This is a genomic window from Pseudomonas sp. HMWF032 (assembly GCF_003060885.1).
Classification (GTDB): Bacteria; Pseudomonadota; Gammaproteobacteria; order Pseudomonadales; family Pseudomonadaceae; genus Aquipseudomonas.
The window spans coordinates 35,228-52,259 of sequence record NZ_QAIG01000005.1; the positions used below are offsets into that span (position 1 = coordinate 35,228).

The window sequence follows — 17,032 nt, forward strand, 5'->3', positions numbered from 1 at the left end:
TGCATCGCTCTCGGATTGCAGCCGGGCCACCGGTCTTAAACGATAAAGGGCTAGGCCTAGGGTGGGTGACGCTTCACCCATCCACCAGTTGCGAGGGTGGATGAAAAAGCATCATTCACCCTACAAGGTTGCAGGCCATGCAACCCGCGATAAGCACCACGGCCGGTTTTTACAGCGCTTGCAGCTTGGCGTAACTGAGCATCAGCCATTTACTGCCTTCGCTCTCGAAATTCACCTGCACCCGCGCCTGTGCACCGGAGCCTTCGAAGTTGAGGATGGTGCCCTCGCCGAACCGCGAATGCTGCACGCGCTGACCCAGGCTGAAACCGGTGTCCGGCACCGCGCTGCCGGCAAACAGGCTGTCGCCACTCATGCTGTTGCCGCCCATGTTGCGGCTTACTGCGCCAAAGGGGCGGCTGACGCTGTTGCTCAGGCGCACTTCCTGAATCAGCTGCGGCGGGATCTCGCGGACGAAGCGCGACACCTTGTTGTAGGTCTCGCTGCCGTACAGGCGACGGGTTTCGGCGTAGGTGATCACCAGCTTGCGCATGGCGCGGGTGATGCCGACATAGGCCAGACGGCGTTCTTCTTCCAGACGACCGGGCTCTTCCAGGCTCATCTTGTGCGGGAACAGGCCTTCTTCCATGCCCACCAGAAACACCAGGGGGAATTCCAGGCCTTTGGCGCTGTGCAGGGTCATCAGCTGCACGCTGTCTTCGTTCTCGGCAGCTTGGGTGTCACCGGCCTCCAAGGAGGCGTGGGTGAGGAAAGCTTGCAGTGGAGTCATGTCGTCGCCTTCGTCGTTGTCGAAGGTGCGCGCGGCGCTGACCAGTTCTTCCAGGTTTTCCACCCGTGCCTGACCCTTTTCGCCTTTTTCCGCCTGGTGATAGGCAATCAGACCGCTTTGCTCGATGACCGTCTGCGTCATCAGGTGCAGGGGCATGTCCTGCACCTTGGCCGAGAGGTTATTGATCAGTTCTATAAAACCGGCCAACGCGCCCGAGGCGCGTGCGGGCAGCGCTTTGCTGCTCACCATCAGGTGCAGCGCGCCCCACATCGACACCTCATGGGCGCGGGCGTACTCGCGGATGGCCTCGATGCTTTTCTCACCGATGCCGCGTGCCGGCACGTTGATGATGCGCTCCAGCGCCGCGTCGTTGCCACGCCCGTCGAGCAGGCGCAGGTAGGCCATGGCGTTTTTGATTTCGGCACGTTCGAAGAAACGCTGGCCGCCGTAAATGCGATACGGAATTTTCTCGCGCAGCAGGGCTTCTTCGAGCACCCGCGACTGGGCGTTGGAGCGATAGAGAATGGCGATTTCGCTGCGCTTGAGGCCGTCCTTGCGCAGGGCGTCTTCGATGGACTCGACCACGTAACGCGCTTCGTCGTGCTCGTTGAACGCCGAATACAGGTTGAGCGGCTCGCCATCGCCGTCTTCGGTCCACAGTTCCTTGCCCAGGCGGCCCTGGTTGTTGGCAATCAGCGCGTTGGCGGCCTTGAGGATGCCGGCGGTGGAGCGGTAGTTCTGCTCCAGGCGGATCACTTCGGCGTCGCGGAAGTCATCGGAGAACTGCTGGATATTCTCGATCTTCGCCCCGCGCCAGCCGTAGATCGACTGGTCGTCATCACCCACCACCATCAGGCTGTCGCCGCCCTTGGCGAGCAGGCGCAACCAGGCGTACTGCACGGCGTTGGTGTCCTGGAACTCGTCGACCAGGATGTGCCGGAAGCGCCGCTGGTAATGCTCCAGCAGGCCCGGTTTATCACGCCACAAGTCGAGCGCGCGCAGCAGCAGTTCGGAAAAGTCGATGACCCCGGCGCGGGCGCAGGCGGCCTCGTAGGCTTCGTAGATTTTCAACATGGTGGCGAGGAACAGGTCGCCGCCGGGCTGAATGTTTTTTGGCCGCAAGCCTTCGTCTTTCTGCCCGTTGATAAACCACTGTGCCTGTTTCGGCGGCCAGCGTTGTTCGTCCAAGCCGAGGTCGCGGATCACCCGCTTGACGATGCGCTGCTGGTCGTCGGAATCGAGGATCTGGAAGTTCTCGGCCAGGCCGGCTTCCTGCCAGTGCGCGCGCAGCAGGCGATGGGCCAGGCCGTGGAAGGTGCCCACCCACATGCCGGCCGGGTTCTGCCCAAGCATCTGCTCAATGCGGTGGCGCATTTCGGCGGCGGCTTTGTTGGTGAAGGTCACCGACAGGATGCTGTGCGGCGAGGCCTGCTCGATCTGGATCAACCAGGCGATGCGGTGCACCAGCACGCGGGTTTTACCGGAGCCGGCACCGGCCAGCACCAGTTGGCGGCCCACGCGCGCGGCCACGGCCTGGCGTTGGGCATCGTTCAGAGAAGCAATCAGAAGTTCGGGGTCATTGTGCATCGCGGCATTCTAGGGGGCTGCGCCAGGCAGGGCAAACCGCGTCGTGCCCGCACTTGACCGGACGACTGGTCGGTCATCCAAGTCAACCAGATGGCCGCGCCGCTGACTGACCGAAAGTTTGGTAATTGATGTGTGAATTGCTGCACATCCGGCTTGGGCGAAGCGTCTAGCTCGCGTATGCTGCGCCGACGTCCAGGCAACCACTATAAGAAAATCGCCTATGACCGCATCGACCTCATTTGCCCAGGCAAATGGCCTCAAGCCGACTTCCGGGCGGGAAGTGGCTCAGCTGTTTGCCACCGATATTGCCGCCGAGCGCACCCGTATGCTGTATCAGGGGTCGCGGGTGCCGACCCTGTTCATGCTGCTCAGTGGCGTGGTCTGTGCGTACCTGTTGTGGGGCGCGTTGCCAGCAGTGTTACTGGTCAGTTGGGTCATCTGGCTGGTGATCCTCGCCGTGCTGCGCCTGGTGCAGGTGCGCGCCTTTGAGCAGGCGCGGCCCAGCCGTCAGGCAGAAGTGCATTGGCAGCGGCTGTTCTTGCTAGGTGCCGGTGTTTCCGGACTGACCCTGGCGTTCGCCGCCATCGCCCTGGTGCCGGCGAATGTGTTTTATCTGCAAGCGCTGGTTTACGGCCTGATCGGTGCTGCCATTCTCTCGGCCAGTGTGGCCTATGCCATCAGTTTCACGGCATTTCTGTCGTTTGCCTTACCCTGCCTGTTGCCGTCGGTGGGCTACCTGTTGCTCAGTGACAATGCGTTGCAGCAAGGCTGGGGGTTGCTTGGCAGTATTCTGCTGTTGGCCTTGCTGGTAGTGGGTTGGCAGGTTAATCGCCTGGTGCAGCGCAGCCTGCTGCAGCGCTTTCAGAATCAAGCGCTGATCAGCAACCTAGAGCAGGCCAAGCATCAGGCTGAAGGACTTAACAGCGAACTGGCCCACGAAGTGGAGCAGCGCCGGCGGGCTGAGCGCGAATTGCGCCAGGCCCATGGCGAGCTGGAAATGCGCGTCGCCGAGCGCACCCTGGAACTGGATGAAACCACCTATGCGCTGAGCAAGAGCCGTGCGCGCCTGACCCTGGCCATTGATGCCAGTGAGCTGGGACTGTGGGACTGGGACCTGCAGAGTGACGAGGTGCATCACTCGCGGCTCAAGGAAATTTTCGGCCTGGAGCCGCATGAGGTGCAGGTGATGCTGCGTGACCTCAAGCCACGTCTGCACCCGGATGATATCGGGGTGTTGCGACGGGCGTTGGTTGAGCACATGAAAGGCCGCACAGAGGATTACCAGGTCGAATACCGCATTCAACATGCCCAAGGCCATTGGGTGTGGATCGAGGATCGCGGCCGGGCGGTCGAGCGTGATGCCGAGGGCCGCGTGCTGCGGATGCTCGGTACGCGCCGCGACATCAGTGCGCGCAAGGTGCAGGAACAACAGCAGCAACTGGCGGCGACCGTGTTCGAAGCAGCCAGCGAAGGTATCGTGATTCTCGATCCGGATTACCGTCTGCTGTCGGTCAATCAGGCCTTCAGTGATGTCACCGGCTATCGCCAGGACGAAGTGGTCGGCAAAAGCGTGATCAGCCTGATCAGCAGCGGCGACAGCCGCCGGCAGTATCAGATGATTCGTCTGGAGCTGGAAAACAGTGGCACCTGGCGCGGCGAGCTGATCGAAACGCGCAAGAACGGCGAGCTCTATCCGCAGTGGCTACAGCTGAATGTGGTGCGCGATTCGCGGGGTAATGTCAGTCATATCGTGGGCTTCTTCGCCGATTTGTCGTCGCGCCGGGAAGCCGAGGAACGCCTGCGTTACCTCTCGCACTACGACGAACTGACGGGGCTGGCCAACCGCAGTCTATTCAAAGAACGTCTGCACGAAGCCAGCCAGCGCTCGCGTCAAAGTGGTCGCAGCATTGCTCTGTTGCACGTCGATTTGGACCGTTTCAAGCTGCTCAATGACAGCCTTGGCCATGAGGTCGCCGACCAGCTGCTGCGTCAGGTCAGTCGTCGTCTGACTCAGGCGATACCTGAAGCCGATACCCTGGCGCGCTTGTCCGGCGATGAATTTGCCATCCTCATCGACTCCTACGGCAGCCTCTCCAGCCTGGCCCGGTTGGCCAGCCGCCTGTTGAGCAAGCTGCGCGTGCCGATGACCGTTGGTGGGCACGAACTGGTGGTCAGCGCGTCTTTGGGCATCAGCCTGCTGCCGGATAATGCGCGGGAGATTTCCGCCCTGGTCAGTCAGGCCAATATGGCCATGCAACATGCCAAGCACTTGGGCGGCAATACCTTCCAGTTCTTCACTGATAACCTGCAGGCCTGCACCCTGGAGCGCCTGCAACTGGAAAACCAGCTACGTAAAGGTATCCACGAAGGCCAGCTGGAGGTGTTCTATCAACCCAAGCTGTGCCTGGCCTCCGACAGCCTCAATGCGGCCGAGGCGCTGGTGCGCTGGCGTCACCCGGAACTGGGGTTGGTGCCACCGAGCGACTTTATTGGCCTGGCCGAAGAAACCGGGCTGATCGGTGCTATCGGTGAATTCGTGCTGCGCCAGGCTTGCCAACAGGTGAGTGCCTGGCAGTTACAGGGGTTGGCGCGGATTCGCGTGTCGGTGAATCTCTCGGTGCATCAGTTACGTCAGGGCAACCTGCTCAGTCTGGTCCGTCAGGTGCTTGAGGAGACCGGCCTGGCGCCACACTATTTGGAGCTGGAGCTGACCGAGAGCCAGTTGCTGGACAATGTTGAGAGCGTCATCAGCACTTTCCGGCAGCTGCGTGAGCTGGGGGTCAAGCTGGCGATCGATGACTTCGGGACCGGTTATTCCTCGCTCAGCTACCTCAAGCGCTTCCCGGTGGATTACGTGAAGATCGACCAGACCTTTATTCGCGACCTCACCGCAGGCAGTGAAGATGCCGCGATCACTCGAGCCATTATTGCCATGGCTCACAGCCTGGAGCTCAAGGTCGTCGCCGAGGGCGTGGAGACTCAGGCGCAGATGGATTTCCTCAAGAGCCAGCGCTGCGACGAGATCCAGGGTTACCTGATCAGTAGACCGGTGCCGGCCGAGCAATTCGCCCAGCTGTTGCGCGAGCAGGCCAGCAAGTTCTGACTGCCAAGCCGGCGGCTTGTCTGCCGCCGGCTTGGCCGCTACTGTCGCGCTTTTGCTGATTTGCAGGATGCTCCATGCCGCCCACTTCTTGCGTTCCCGCCGCGCGTCCGGCCAATGCCACCCTGATTCTGCTGGCTTCGCTGTATTGCGCGCAGGGGTTGCCTTCGGGATTGGTGGCCCATTCGTTGCCGGTGTTGCTGCGCCAACACGGCGTTGATCTGGCGTTGATTGGTCTGCTCAAGTTATTGGCCTTGCCTTGGCTGCTCAAGGTGCTTTGGGCGCCCTGGGTCGATCGGCTGGCTTCGTCGCGGCTGGGGCATCATCGTGGCTGGATTTTGCCCTTGCAGCTGGGTGTTATTGCGTTGATTGCGAGCCTGGCGCTGATCAATCCTGCGCGGTTATTCGACAGCTATTTCCTTGTGCTGATCAGCCTGTTGCTGCTGGTCAACCTGGCGGCCGCGACCCAGGATGTTGCCACCGATGGCCTGGCCGTGCGCCTGTTGCCGGAGCGTTGGCGCGGCCTGGGTAACAGTTTGCAGGTGGGTGGCTACAAGGTCGGCATGTTGGTCAGCGGCAGTGGTCTGCTGCTGGCTATGGATGTCCTGGGCTGGCACCTGAGTCTGGCGCTGGTGGCAGGCCTGCTGATGCTGATGACGCTGCCGATCTGGCGGTTTAACGAAAAGCGCGAGTTGCCGTTTCAACCGGCACAGGCGGAACCGGCCGGGCCGGGCCTGTTACTGCGGCATTACCGTGGTTTGCTGCAGCAGCCTGGCATGTTGTTCTGGCTGGCGGTGCTGCTGAGTTTCAAGCTGGGTGATGCGCTGGGTTCGCCGATGATCAAGCCGATGTTGGTGGATCAGGGCTGGAGCAACGCCGAGCTGGGCCAGCTGACGTTGATCAGCAGCCTGGCCGGTATCGCGGGAGCATTTCTCGGCGGTTTGCTGTATGCCCGCATTGGCGCGCTGAGGGCGTTGCTGCTGTTCGGCTTGTTGCAGGCGCTCGGTATCGCTGCAATGGCGTTGCTGGTGAGCGCTGCCGGCAATGTCGGCCTGGTCTATCTGCTGGCGTTGTTCGAACAGACTGCCGATGGCATGTCCACGGTGGCGCTGTTTGCCGTGATGATGCGCCAGTGTCGCCCCGAGCATGAAGGCGCCGACTTTACCCTGCAGGCCAGCGTGCAGCTGCTGCTGGCCGGTGTGGTCGGCGCGACCAGCGGGCTGTTGGCCACGTGGCTGGGGTATCAGGTGCTGTTTGTCGGTGCCGGTACTTTGGGTGTGCTGGCGTTGGCAGTGGTGCTGCTGTACTTCCGCGCGTATCGCCATGAGCGCTAGCGCTTTCACCACTGGGCGGTGCGGGTGGTCCTCGGTGCTGCTACGACCTAGAGTGATGCGCACCTTTTGGCCTCGTTTGAGGTGTCTGCCATGACCGCTTCACGGCTGCTATGCCTGCTGTTGATGATGCTTGTGTCGGCTCATGTGACGGCTTCCGAGGCCTTTATGGTTTTTGGTGCACATGACGGGTTTCCCAAGTATTACGAGGAAAACGGTGAGGCCAAAGGCATCGTGGTGGATATCAGCCGCCAGTGTCTGGATGAAATACAGGTGCCTTACCGCATCCGCCTGATGCCCTGGATGCGCGCCTACACCATGGCCCAGCGTGGTGAGGGTGGGGTGATTGGCCTGTCGATGAATGACGAGCGCCTGGCCCTGTTCGATTTTTCCGAGCCGATCTTTACCGAGCGCATTGTCTTGGTGGTGAAGCAGGGCCGTGAGTTTCCCTTTCAGCAGGTGGGCGATCTGCGTGGCAAGCTGATTGGTGCGAGCATCGGCGCCAGTTATGGCAATGTCTTTGATGCGGCGGTGGCGGATGGCACGTTGACCATTATCGGGTTCAATGAAACGCGCAATGGTCTGGCCATGTTGATGCGCGAGCGCATTGATGCGATTTTGCTGGGCTCCAGCATTGACCTCAAACGCCTGGTGCGAAACAACCCGGATCTGCAAGGCGCGATGTTCGTTACCTTGCCGGAGCCGTTCAAGACGGACAGCAAGTACCTAGGCATCTCCGCTGGCCTGAAAATGGGCTGGTTTCTGCAGAAATTCAATCAATGCCTGGAGCGCGGATACCGCTCGGGAGCGTTTGATTCGATTATTTATCAGTACAGCAACTGACTTTTGATAGGGGCGCAACGCGCGAGGGGTGGCACTGCGCGGGTGGCGTTTCTTCCATTCCCAATCCCTTGGCTAGGCTGACGCTGTGATGTGGTGGGGCGGGTCGGCAGGGGCGACTAACCCAATCAAAGATGGCTGCCTTTGTCCTGATGGCGCGCAATCCTGACAGCCTGGACGGATTGAGTGGAGGTTGCGTATGCCCAAACCCGCGAGCCTGAGTGTCGGCCTGCGCCTGTTGTTGGCGTCCCAGGCCATGGCCCCGTTGAGTGTCAAGCTGGGCCTGGTGCAGCAGCTGGGGGCAGAGAAGGCGGCATTGTTGGCGCCGCACATGCCGCCCGGGCAGTTGCGCGAGCTGATCATGGCCATGCCCATCGAGTTTGCCGCAGCGGTGACGGTGCACCTCGATCCACGGTTGATTCTCGACACCTACCTGAGCCTGCCGGATAGCCTGCACCTGGAGGTGGCGCGCCAGCTCTGCGCCGACGGTGCCTTTGCCACGGCGGCGCGCTATGCCGAGTGCCTGTCGGCCAAGCAGATCAAGGTGCTGATCTACGGCATCAACGACGTTGACCATGTGCTGCAAATTGCTCGGCATATCGTCGACATGCCGCTGATCAGCGAGAGCCTGCGCAGTTTCTCCACCGGTTATCTGTGCAAGCTCACCGAAGCGGCAGTGGCCGACCGCAACCTGCCGGTGGCCGCGCAGGTACTCGGTGGCCTATCATTGGCGCGGCAGGCGGACGTCTGTGCTGGCTTGCAGCCGAGCACGTTGCGGCAACTGCTGCCGCTGCTGCTGTTGATCAGCGGTGAAGGGCTGCGTAAACAGTTACCGGAGGCTGTGCTGGAGCTTTTTGAGCAGCAACTGGCCTAGCCGCTGGGCTACTCCATCCACTGCCGTTCGTGGCGCTCCAGCAGGTTACCGGCCTGCTCCGGGCCATCGCTGCCGGCCGGGTAGGGGCGTGGGCTCTGGTAGTGCTGGTGCCAGCCCTTGATGATCGGGTCGACCCAGTTCCAGGCGGCTTCCACCTCATCGCGGCGCATAAACAGCGTCGAATCGCCCTCAATCACATCCAACAACAGGCGTTCGTAGGCATCCCAGCGGCGCTGTTTGTGGAAGGCGTCGGCCAGGTTGAGGTCGAGTTCCACCGGTTGCAGGTGCATACCCTTGCCGGGGCTCTTGCCCATCAGTTGCAGGCTGATGCGCTCTTCCGGTTGCAGACGGATGAGCAGGCGGTTGGCTTCGCCACCGCCGAACAGCTGGTGTGGCACCGGCTTGAACTGGATAAGGATTTCCGAGGTCTTGCGTGCCAGGCGTTTGCCGGTGCGCAGGTAGAACGGCACGCCCGCCCAGCGCCAGTTGTCGATCTCGGCCTGCACGGCGACAAAGGTTTCCGTATCGCTGTCGTTGTCCACGTTCTTTTCGAAGTAGTAGGCCGGCACTTCCTGACCGCCGATCTTGCCCGCAGCGTACTGGCCGCGCACGGTCTTGTCCTGCACATCGAGGCCGCTGATGGGTTTCAGGGCTTCGAGAATCTTCACTTTCTCGTTGCGCACCGCTTCGGCATCGAAGCGTACCGGCGCTTCCATGGCCACCAGGCAGAGCAACTGCAACAGGTGGTTCTGGATCATGTCGCGCATGGCCCCGGCTTTTTCGTAGTAGGCGCCGCGATTTTCCACACCGAGGGTTTCGCACACGCTGATTTGCACGTGGTCGATGTGTCCGGCACGCCATACGGGCTCGAACAGGGCGTTGGCAAAGCGCAGCGCCATGAGGTTCTGCACCGTCTCTTTGCCCAGGTAATGGTCGATGCGAAACACCCGCGACTCGTCGAACACCGCGCCGATGGCGGCGTTGATCGCTTGCGCTGACTCTAGCGAGTGGCCGATGGGTTTTTCCAGCACGATGCGCGTTTTGGGCCCGGCCAGACGGGCGATCTTCAGGTGCGAGGCGATGTCTTCGAACAGATCCGGCGCGGTGGCCAGGTAATAGATGCGCACGCGCTCGTGGTCTTCGCCCAGGCGCTTGCTCAGGCGGCCAAAGTCAGCGCTTTGGCTGGCATCCATGGCGAAGTAGTCAAGGCGTGCGGCAAAGCGGGCCCAGGTGTCGTTGTCGAAGTCGTTGCGCGCTACTTGAGCGCGGCAATGGCGTTCGGCCAGGGCTTGGAAGGCGCTACGCGCCAGGCTGCTGCGGGCCAGGCCGAGGATGCGCGTATCGTCATGCAGACGACCGGCGCGATGCAGGTGGTAGAGCGCTGGCAGCAGTTTATGCAGGGCCAGGTCGCCGGTGCCGCCAAACACCAGCATGTCGCAGGGAATGCTCAAGGTGGGAACTCCGACTCGGTTTAGCCGTGCGGGGGCGGCGGCCATGTAGTATAACTACAAGGTCACTACAACCCATCGTGCGCCGATCATAACCGAGTCATGCCAGTGAATGCGGCGTGCTTGATGGATTCGTTAGCCAAATGTCGAGCCTAAACCTGTGAACCTGTTGCAGCACATTGCCCAGTCGCGCCCCCTGTTACGCAAGTCCGAGCTGAAGGTGGCGGATCATGTTCTGCTCGACCCGGCCTCGGTCATGCACAGTTCCATGGCCGAGCTGGCCCACAGTGTCGGCATCAGTGAGCCGACCATCGTGCGCTTCTGCCGGGCGATTGGCTGCACCGGCTTTCAGGACCTTAAGCTCAAACTGGCACAGAGCCTGGCTGCCGGCGCCAGTTTTGGCCAGTTCGCGATTCATGAAGACGATTCGGTGGCGGACTTCAGCCTGAAGATCTTCGACACCACCCTGCACACCCTGATCGAGGTGCGCGAGAAGCTCGACACCCAGGCCCTGCAGCAGGCCATTGCGGCGATCGCCAATGCGCAACGGGTGGAATTCTATGGCTTCGGTGCGTCCGGCGCGGTGGCAGCTGATGCTCAGCACAAGTTTTTCCGCCTGCTGCTGACTGCAGCGGCCTATTCCGACCCGCACATGCAGGCGATGAGTGCAGTGACCTTGAAGCCCACTGACGTGGCCATCTGCATTTCCCAGTCCGGACGCTCCAAGGACCTGCTGATCACTGCCAATCTGGTCCGCGAGGCGGGCGCGACGCTGATCACCCTGTGTCCGAGCCAGACCCCGCTGGCCGACCTGGCCACCGTCAACCTGGCCATCGATGTGCAGGAAGACACCGAAATCTACACCCCGTTGACTTCGCGCATTGCGCATCTGGTGGTGATCGACGTGCTGGCCATGGGCGTGGCCATGGCCCGCGGGCCAGGCCTGGTCAACCACCTGAAGAGCGTCAAGCGCAGTTTGCGCAGCCTGCGCTTGTCGCCCAAGGCGCACAAGAACAGCGACGACTGATTTCATCATCGCGTTATCGCTTGGCCATCAAAGCGTCATCTAGGCAGCCGATGCTGGTACTCCCTTATTCAGCTTGGGAGTTGCCCCTATGTCTGGCTATCTGGATCAACCGCAATCTCGTGAAAGCAGCGACGCCAAAGCCCGGCGCAAGCTGTTGGATCAGCGCCGTATGGAGTACCGCCGCGCCATTGAGAGCTATGCCGAGCAGCGCCAGTTGCAACAGCAGCTGGCGGATTATCCGGAGCTGATTGCGGTCAACTACCTGGCGGGCAAGCAGGCATTGGCGCGGCAAAGCGTTCAGCCAGGGCGTTGATCAGGCTGCGTTGATCGCGCACAAAGGCGAAAAACGCCTGGGCCACCGGTGACAGGTATTTGCTGCGCGGGTGTACCAGGCACCAGCTGCGCAGCAGCGGCAGCTCGGCCACCGGCAGTTCGCGCAAGGCGCCGCATTCCAGCTCGCGGCGCACGGCGTGGCGTGGCAGCAAAGCCAGGCCGAGGCCGGCGATGACACCTTCGCACTGGCTTTCCATGGAGCCGACTTCCAGGGTTTGCGCAAAGTGCGCGCGCTTCTGGTGGCAATACTCCTCACAGGCCTGGCGTGTGCCAGAGCCGGCTTCGCGGATCAGCAGCGGAAATGCGGTGAGGTCCTGCAGGCTCAGCGGACCCTGCGTGCACAGCGGGTGATCGGGCGGTGCCACGGCGATGATCGGGTTATTCAGGAAGGGCAGAAACTCCAGATTCATGTCCGTCGGCACGCGTGACATGATCAGCAGGTCATCGCGGTTGGCGTTCAGACGCTTGAGCGCCTGGCTGTGATTGGTGACCACCAGCTGTAAGTTGACTTCTGGGTATTGCTGACGAAAAGCGGCGAACAGGTGGGGAGCGAAGTACTTGGCGCTGGATTCGATGGCCAGGCTCAGTTGCCCCTGCAGCGAGCCTTGCAGGTCAGCGAGCTGCATATCAAGGCTTTCCAAGCGGCCGAATATATCCGCACTGGCGCGCAGCAGGGCTTCGGCCGCTTCGGTCAGGTAGAGCTTTTTACCGACATAGTCGAACAGCGGCTGGCCGATCAGCTCCTCCAGCTGGCGAATCTGCAGGCTGACCGCCGGCTGGGTCAGGGCCATTTCCTCTGCCGCGCGGCTGTAGGAGAGGTGGCTGCACACCGAGCGGAATACCTGAATCTGACGAAATGTCATACGCAACAGAGACTTACGCACGCTTATTACCTGTTTTTCGGAGTCGGGCAGTTCCAACTATAAGCTTTAGCTAATGCCTAGCCCAATAATTATTGATTTTGGTTAATCACCAAGCCGGCGTAGCGTGAGCGCCTGACCGCTTCTACAGCTGTGGTCACACGTCGACCGGTTTTGTCGGTTGCCTGCTCACGTGATCGAGGATGCTGGCTCGTGATCAAGAAAATCCTGATAGCCAACCGCGGTGAGATTGCCGTGCGCATCGTGCGGGCCTGTGCCGAAATGGGCATTCGCTCGGTGGCGGTATATTCCGATGCCGATCGCCATGCGTTGCACGTCAAACGCGCTGACGAAGCCCACAGCATCGGTGAAGAGCCGTTGGCCGGTTATCTGAACCCGCGCAAGCTGGTCAATCTGGCGGTGGAAACCGGTTGTGATGCGTTGCACCCCGGTTATGGCTTCCTCTCCGAGAACGCCGAACTGGCGGAAATCTGCGCCGAGCGCGGGATCAAGTTCATCGGCCCTTCGGCGGAAGTGATCCGGCGCATGGGCGATAAGACCGAAGCGCGGCGCAGCATGATCGCCGCCGGTGTGCCCTGCACTCCCGGCACCGAAGGCAACGTGGCGGATATCGCCGAGGCACTGCGCGAAGGTGACCGCATCGGCTACCCGGTGATGCTCAAGGCCACCAACGGCGGTGGCGGTCGCGGTATCCGCCGCTGCAACAGCCGCGATGAACTGGAGCAGGCCTACCCCCGGGTGATCTCCGAGGCGACCAAGGCCTTCGGTCGCGCCGAAGTGTTTCTGGAAAAATGCATCGTCAATCCCAAGCACATTGAGGCGCAGGTTCTCGCCGACAGCTTCGGCAACACCGTGCACCTGTTCGAGCGCGACTGCTCGATCCAGCGGCGTAACCAGAAACTGATCGAAATCGCCCCCAGCCCGCAGCTGACGCCTGAGCAGCGTGCCTACATCGGCGACCTGTCGGTGCGCGCGGCCAAGGCCGTCGGTTATGAGAACGCCGGTACCGTGGAGTTTCTGCTGGCCGAGGATGGCGAGCTGTACTTTATGGAGATGAACACCCGGGTGCAGGTGGAACACACCATCACCGAGGAAATCACCGGCATCGATATCGTCCGCGAGCAGATTCGCATCGCCGCCGGCCTGGAGCTGTCGGTCAAGCAGGAAGACATCATCCACCGTGGTTATGCCCTGCAGTTCCGCATCAATGCCGAGGACCCGAAGAACAACTTCCTGCCCTCGTTCGGCAAGATCACCCGCTACTACGCCCCCGGTGGCCCCGGCGTGCGCACCGACACGGCGATCTACACCGGCTACACCATTCCGCCTTACTACGACTCCATGTGCCTGAAGCTGGTGGTCTGGGCGCTGACCTGGGAAGAGGCGCTGGCGCGCGGCCTGCGCGCCCTGGATGACATGCGTGTGCAGGGGGTGAAAACCACCGCCGCCTATTACCAGGAAATCCTGCGTAACCCGGAATTTCGCAGCGGCCAGTTCAACACCAGTTTCGTCGAGTCTCACCCGGAGTTGACCGAATACTCGATCAAGCGCAACCCGTCGCACCTGGCCATCGCCATCGCCACCGCCATTGCTGCCCACGCCGGCCTGTAGGGGAAGGAATCAGACCATGAACAAGAAGATCACCATCACCGATACCATCCTGCGCGATGCCCACCAGTCGATCATCGCCACGCGCATGCGCCTGGATGACATGCTGCCGATCTGCGCCAAGCTTGACCAGGTTGGTTACTGGTCGCTGGAAGTCTGGGGCGGCGCGACCTTCGATGCCTGTGTGCGCTTCCTCAAGGAAGACCCCTGGGAGCGTCTGCGCAAGCTCAAAGCCGGCCTGCCCAACACCCGCCTGCAGATGCTGTTGCGCGGGCAGAACCTGCTTGGTTATCGCCATTACAGCGATGACGTGGTGCGCGCCTTTGTGGCCAAAGCCGCCGTCAATGGCATCGACGTGTTCCGCATCTTTGATGCGATGAACGACGTGCGTAACCTGCGTGTGTCCATCGAAGCGGTGAAGGCTGCCGGCAAACATGCCCAGGGCACCATTGCCTACACCACCAGCCCGGTGCACACCGTCGAGGCGTTCGTGAAGCAGGCCAAGGCCATGCAGGCCATGGGCATCGACTCCATCGCGATCAAGGACATGGCTGGCCTGCTGACGCCATATGCCACCGCTGATTTAGTGCGGGCATTGAAAGCGGAAGTCGACCTGCCGGTGTTTATCCACAGCCATGACACCGCCGGCATGGGCTCGATGTGCCAGCTCAAGGCGATTGAAGCCGGTGCTGACCATATCGACACCGCCATCTCCAGCTTTGCCTGGGGCACCAGCCATCCGGGCACCGAGTCGATGGTCGCCGCACTCAAGGGCAGCCCCTACGACACCGGGCTGGATCTGGCGTTGATTCAGGAGATCGGCCTGTACTTCCATGCGGTGCGCAAGAAGTACCACCAGTTCGAAAGCGAGTTCACCGCCGTGGACACCCGCGTGCAGGTCAACCAGGTGCCGGGCGGGATGATGTCCAACCTGGCCAACCAGCTCAAAGAGCAGGGCGCGCTGAATCGCATCAACGAAGTGTTTGCGGAGATTCCGCGGGTGCGTGAAGACCTCGGCTTCCCGCCGCTGGTCACGCCGACTTCGCAGATTGTCGGCACCCAGGCGGTGTTCAACGTCCTCGCCGGCGAGCGTTACAAGACCATCACCAACGAGGTGAAACTCTACCTGCAGGGCCGCTACGGCCTGGCGCCGGGCAAGGTCAATGAGCAACTGCGCAAGCAGGCGATTGGCAGCGAAGAAGTCATCGAAGTACGCCCGGCCGACCTGATCAAGCCGGAGATGGCCAAACTGCGCGAGGAAATCGGCAGCCTGGCCAAGTCCGAAGAAGATGTGCTGACCTACGCCATGTTCCCGGATATCGGGCGCAAGTTCCTCGAGGAACGCGCTGCCGGCACCCTGACGCCGGAAGTGCTGCTGCCGATTCCGGAAGCCGGCGGTGTGGCCCCAGCCGGTGGTGAAGGTGTACCGACCGAATTCGTGGTGGATGTACACGGCGAAAGCTACCGCGTCGACATCACCGGTGTCGGCGTGAAGAGTGACGGCAAGCGCCACTTCTACCTGTCGATTGACGGCATGCCGGAAGAAGTGGTGTTCGAGCCGCTCAATGACTTCGTTGCGGGCAGCGGTGGCAAACGCAAACAGGCCAGTGCGCCGGGCGATGTCAGCACCAGCATGCCGGGTAATATCGTCGATGTGCTGGTCAAGGTCGGTGACACGGTCAAGGCAGGTCAGGCGGTGCTGATCAGCGAAGCCATGAAGATGGAAACCGAAGTGCAGGCGCCAATTGCCGGCACCGTGACGGCGGTACATGTGACCAAGGGCGACCGGGTCAACCCGGGAGACGTACTGGTGGAGATCGAAGGTTAACCTCGGAAGCCCCGGCTGTTTGAACAGGCATTTGAATGGTTTTTTTGGGGCTTCTTTTTACACCACCGACGCTGCGTTTAGCGGCGCCGGCATGGGTTTTTAGGCCAAGTGCATGGGCAAGTCTCGCGAGCTAGAGTCATGCAAGGCGAAAGCAGGCGAGGACGCGGCGTGTACGAGTTGTACATGAGCATCCGAGCCTGCTTTCAACGCAGCAGGGCCGACGCGCAGCAGACGTTGCCTGGGTGCTTAGTGCCTGAGTCCCCTAAGAGCCGTACGGCTCCTTTTTTCGGTTATGCCCCGCTGTGCAGGGTTCTGCTGTTCTCGGCAGGAAACTGTGCAAAACTGCGGGTATCAGCACAACGCGTGGTGGGGGCATGACCTTTTATTCGAGCAGATGTGACGCGGCAAGCGTCTTAATGGCAGTTCAATACAGGAGCAATGCGCGGTGAGTCTGGATCCGGTGGTGCTGTTCTTTGTTTTCGGCCTGTTGGCGGGTCTGCTGAGAAGTGAGTTGAAACTGCCGCCAGCGTTGTATGAAACCCTCTCGATCATTCTGCTGCTGGCCATTGGTCTGCACGGTGGTGTGGAGTTGGCCGAGCAGGCCAGTTGGCAGTTGCTCGGGCAGGCGGCCTGGGTGCTAGGCCTGGGTGTGGCGCTGCCGCTGCTGGCCTTTGCTGTGCTGCGTGGCCTGGGCTTCGACCGGGTCAACGCCGCGGCAGTGGCGGCGCACTATGGTTCGGTCAGCGCCGGTACGTTCGCCGTGGTAGTGGCGTATATGCTGGCCAAGGGCATCGAATTCGAAAGCTACATGCCACTGTTTGTCGCCATTCTGGAAATCCCGGCGATTCTGGTCGGCATCCTGCTGGCCAAGGGCATTGCCCGTGACACCGACTGGGGCGAGTTGGGTCGGGAGATCTTTCTCGGCAAAAGCATCATGCTGCTGCTCGGTGGCCTGATCATCGGTGCGATTGCCGGCAAGGAGGCGATCAAGCCGCTGGAGCCGTTCTACACCAGCATGTTCAAGCCGGTGCTGGCGCTGTTTCTGCTGGAGATGGGGCTGATTGCCTCCGGTCAACTCGGCTCGCTCAGGCAGTTTGGCCTGCGCCTGCTTGGCTTTGCCCTGCTGATGCCACTGCTGGGGGCGCTGATCGGCGCATTGCTCGGCCGCTTTATGGGCCTCAGCCTCGGCGGTACGGCGGTGCTGGCTACGCTGGCGGCGTCGGCGTCTTATATCGCCGTACCGGCGGCCTTGCGTCTGGCCTTGCCCGAAGCCAACCCGTCGCTGTCGCTGACGGCGTCGCTGGGCATCACCTTTCCCTTCAATATCATCGTCGGCATCCCGTTGTACCTGATGCTGGCCGAACAGCTGATGGCCTGGGGGCTCTGAA

12 protein-coding genes are annotated in these 17,032 nt (G+C 61.4%); 9 read left to right on the forward strand and 3 right to left on the reverse strand.

The features are described from left to right. Positions 1–169: 169 nt before the first annotated feature. On the reverse strand, positions 170–2,374 hold the full coding sequence (gene uvrD / locus DBR00_RS03065; RefSeq protein WP_108486743.1) for a DNA helicase II: 2,205 nt from the start codon (positions 2,372–2,374) through the stop codon (positions 170–172). A gap of 220 nt (positions 2,375–2,594) precedes the next feature. Here uvrD and DBR00_RS03070 point away from each other — a divergent pair, with 220 nt between their 5' ends. The 4 genes from DBR00_RS03070 to DBR00_RS03085 all read left to right on the forward strand — a co-directional run bounded on the left by DBR00_RS03070 (position 2,595) and on the right by DBR00_RS03085 (position 8,519). Beyond that, positions 2,595–5,477, forward strand: a complete 2,883-nt coding sequence (locus DBR00_RS03070) for an EAL domain-containing protein (RefSeq protein ID WP_108486744.1) — start codon at positions 2,595–2,597, stop codon at positions 5,475–5,477. 74 nt (positions 5,478–5,551) lie between these two features. Next, the gene (locus DBR00_RS03075; RefSeq protein ID WP_108486745.1) at positions 5,552–6,808 is read left to right on the forward strand and encodes an MFS transporter; all 1,257 of its coding nucleotides are present in this window, start codon (positions 5,552–5,554) and stop codon (positions 6,806–6,808) included. 90 nt (positions 6,809–6,898) lie between these two features. After that, positions 6,899–7,648: an ABC transporter substrate-binding protein gene (locus DBR00_RS03080; protein ID WP_108486746.1), complete on the forward strand. Its 750-nt coding sequence runs from the start codon at positions 6,899–6,901 to the stop codon at positions 7,646–7,648. Between the two features lie 196 nt (positions 7,649–7,844). Then, positions 7,845–8,519: a hypothetical protein gene (locus DBR00_RS03085; RefSeq protein ID WP_108486747.1), complete on the forward strand. Its 675-nt coding sequence runs from the start codon at positions 7,845–7,847 to the stop codon at positions 8,517–8,519. Positions 8,520–8,527: 8 nt separating this feature from the next. Here the strand turns inward: DBR00_RS03085 and zwf are convergent, their stop codons facing one another. Continuing rightward, entirely contained in the window at positions 8,528–10,015 is a 1,488-nt protein-coding gene (gene zwf / locus DBR00_RS03090; protein WP_177479885.1) for a glucose-6-phosphate dehydrogenase, read from the reverse strand. 112 nt (positions 10,016–10,127) lie between these two features. On the opposite strand from zwf, the gene hexR reads away from it, so the two are divergent. Together hexR and DBR00_RS03100 are read left to right on the forward strand one after the other, a co-directional pair. Further along, positions 10,128–10,994, forward strand: coding sequence for a transcriptional regulator HexR (gene hexR, locus DBR00_RS03095; RefSeq protein WP_108486749.1), 867 nt, complete (start codon positions 10,128–10,130; stop codon positions 10,992–10,994). Between the two features lie 88 nt (positions 10,995–11,082). Then, entirely contained in the window at positions 11,083–11,307 is a 225-nt protein-coding gene (locus DBR00_RS03100; protein WP_108486750.1) for a PA3496 family putative envelope integrity protein, read from the forward strand. On the opposite strand, the gene DBR00_RS03105 is transcribed toward DBR00_RS03100, so the two are convergent. Continuing rightward, on the reverse strand, positions 11,249–12,211 hold the full coding sequence (locus tag DBR00_RS03105; protein WP_108486754.1) for a LysR family transcriptional regulator: 963 nt from the start codon (positions 12,209–12,211) through the stop codon (positions 11,249–11,251). The two genes, DBR00_RS03100 and DBR00_RS03105, sit on opposite strands and share 59 nt — an antisense overlap. A gap of 189 nt (positions 12,212–12,400) precedes the next feature. Here DBR00_RS03105 and DBR00_RS03110 point away from each other — a divergent pair, with 189 nt between their 5' ends. The 3 genes from DBR00_RS03110 (at position 12,401) to DBR00_RS03120 (ending at position 17,031) form a co-directional block, all read left to right on the forward strand. Then, the gene (locus DBR00_RS03110; protein WP_108486751.1) at positions 12,401–13,819 is read left to right on the forward strand and encodes an acetyl-CoA carboxylase biotin carboxylase subunit; all 1,419 of its coding nucleotides are present in this window, start codon (positions 12,401–12,403) and stop codon (positions 13,817–13,819) included. A 16-nt stretch (positions 13,820–13,835) separates the two neighbouring features. Further along, a complete protein-coding gene (oadA, locus tag DBR00_RS03115) occupies positions 13,836–15,644 on the forward strand; it encodes a sodium-extruding oxaloacetate decarboxylase subunit alpha (protein ID WP_108486752.1) in 1,809 nt (602 codons plus the stop codon). Positions 15,645–16,089: 445 nt separating this feature from the next. Beyond that, complete coding sequence (locus DBR00_RS03120; protein WP_108538013.1) at positions 16,090–17,031, forward strand: sodium-dependent bicarbonate transport family permease; 942 nt, start codon at positions 16,090–16,092, stop codon at positions 17,029–17,031. The last annotated feature ends 1 nt before the right edge of the window (position 17,032 follow it).

Coding starts and splice junctions, on each gene's coding strand:
- uvrD (WP_108486743.1), bottom strand. CDS start 2,374: ATGCACAATGACCCCGAACTTCTGATTGCTTCTCTGAACGATGCCCAA.
- DBR00_RS03070 (WP_108486744.1), top strand. CDS start 2,595: ATGACCGCATCGACCTCATTTGCCCAGGCAAATGGCCTCAAGCCGACT.
- DBR00_RS03075 (WP_108486745.1), top strand. CDS start 5,552: ATGCCGCCCACTTCTTGCGTTCCCGCCGCGCGTCCGGCCAATGCCACC.
- DBR00_RS03080 (WP_108486746.1), top strand. CDS start 6,899: ATGACCGCTTCACGGCTGCTATGCCTGCTGTTGATGATGCTTGTGTCG.
- DBR00_RS03085 (WP_108486747.1), top strand. CDS start 7,845: ATGCCCAAACCCGCGAGCCTGAGTGTCGGCCTGCGCCTGTTGTTGGCG.
- zwf (WP_177479885.1), bottom strand. CDS start 10,015: ATGGCCGCCGCCCCCGCACGGCTAAACCGAGTCGGAGTTCCCACCTTG.
- DBR00_RS03100 (WP_108486750.1), top strand. CDS start 11,083: ATGTCTGGCTATCTGGATCAACCGCAATCTCGTGAAAGCAGCGACGCC.
- oadA (WP_108486752.1), top strand. CDS start 13,836: ATGAACAAGAAGATCACCATCACCGATACCATCCTGCGCGATGCCCAC.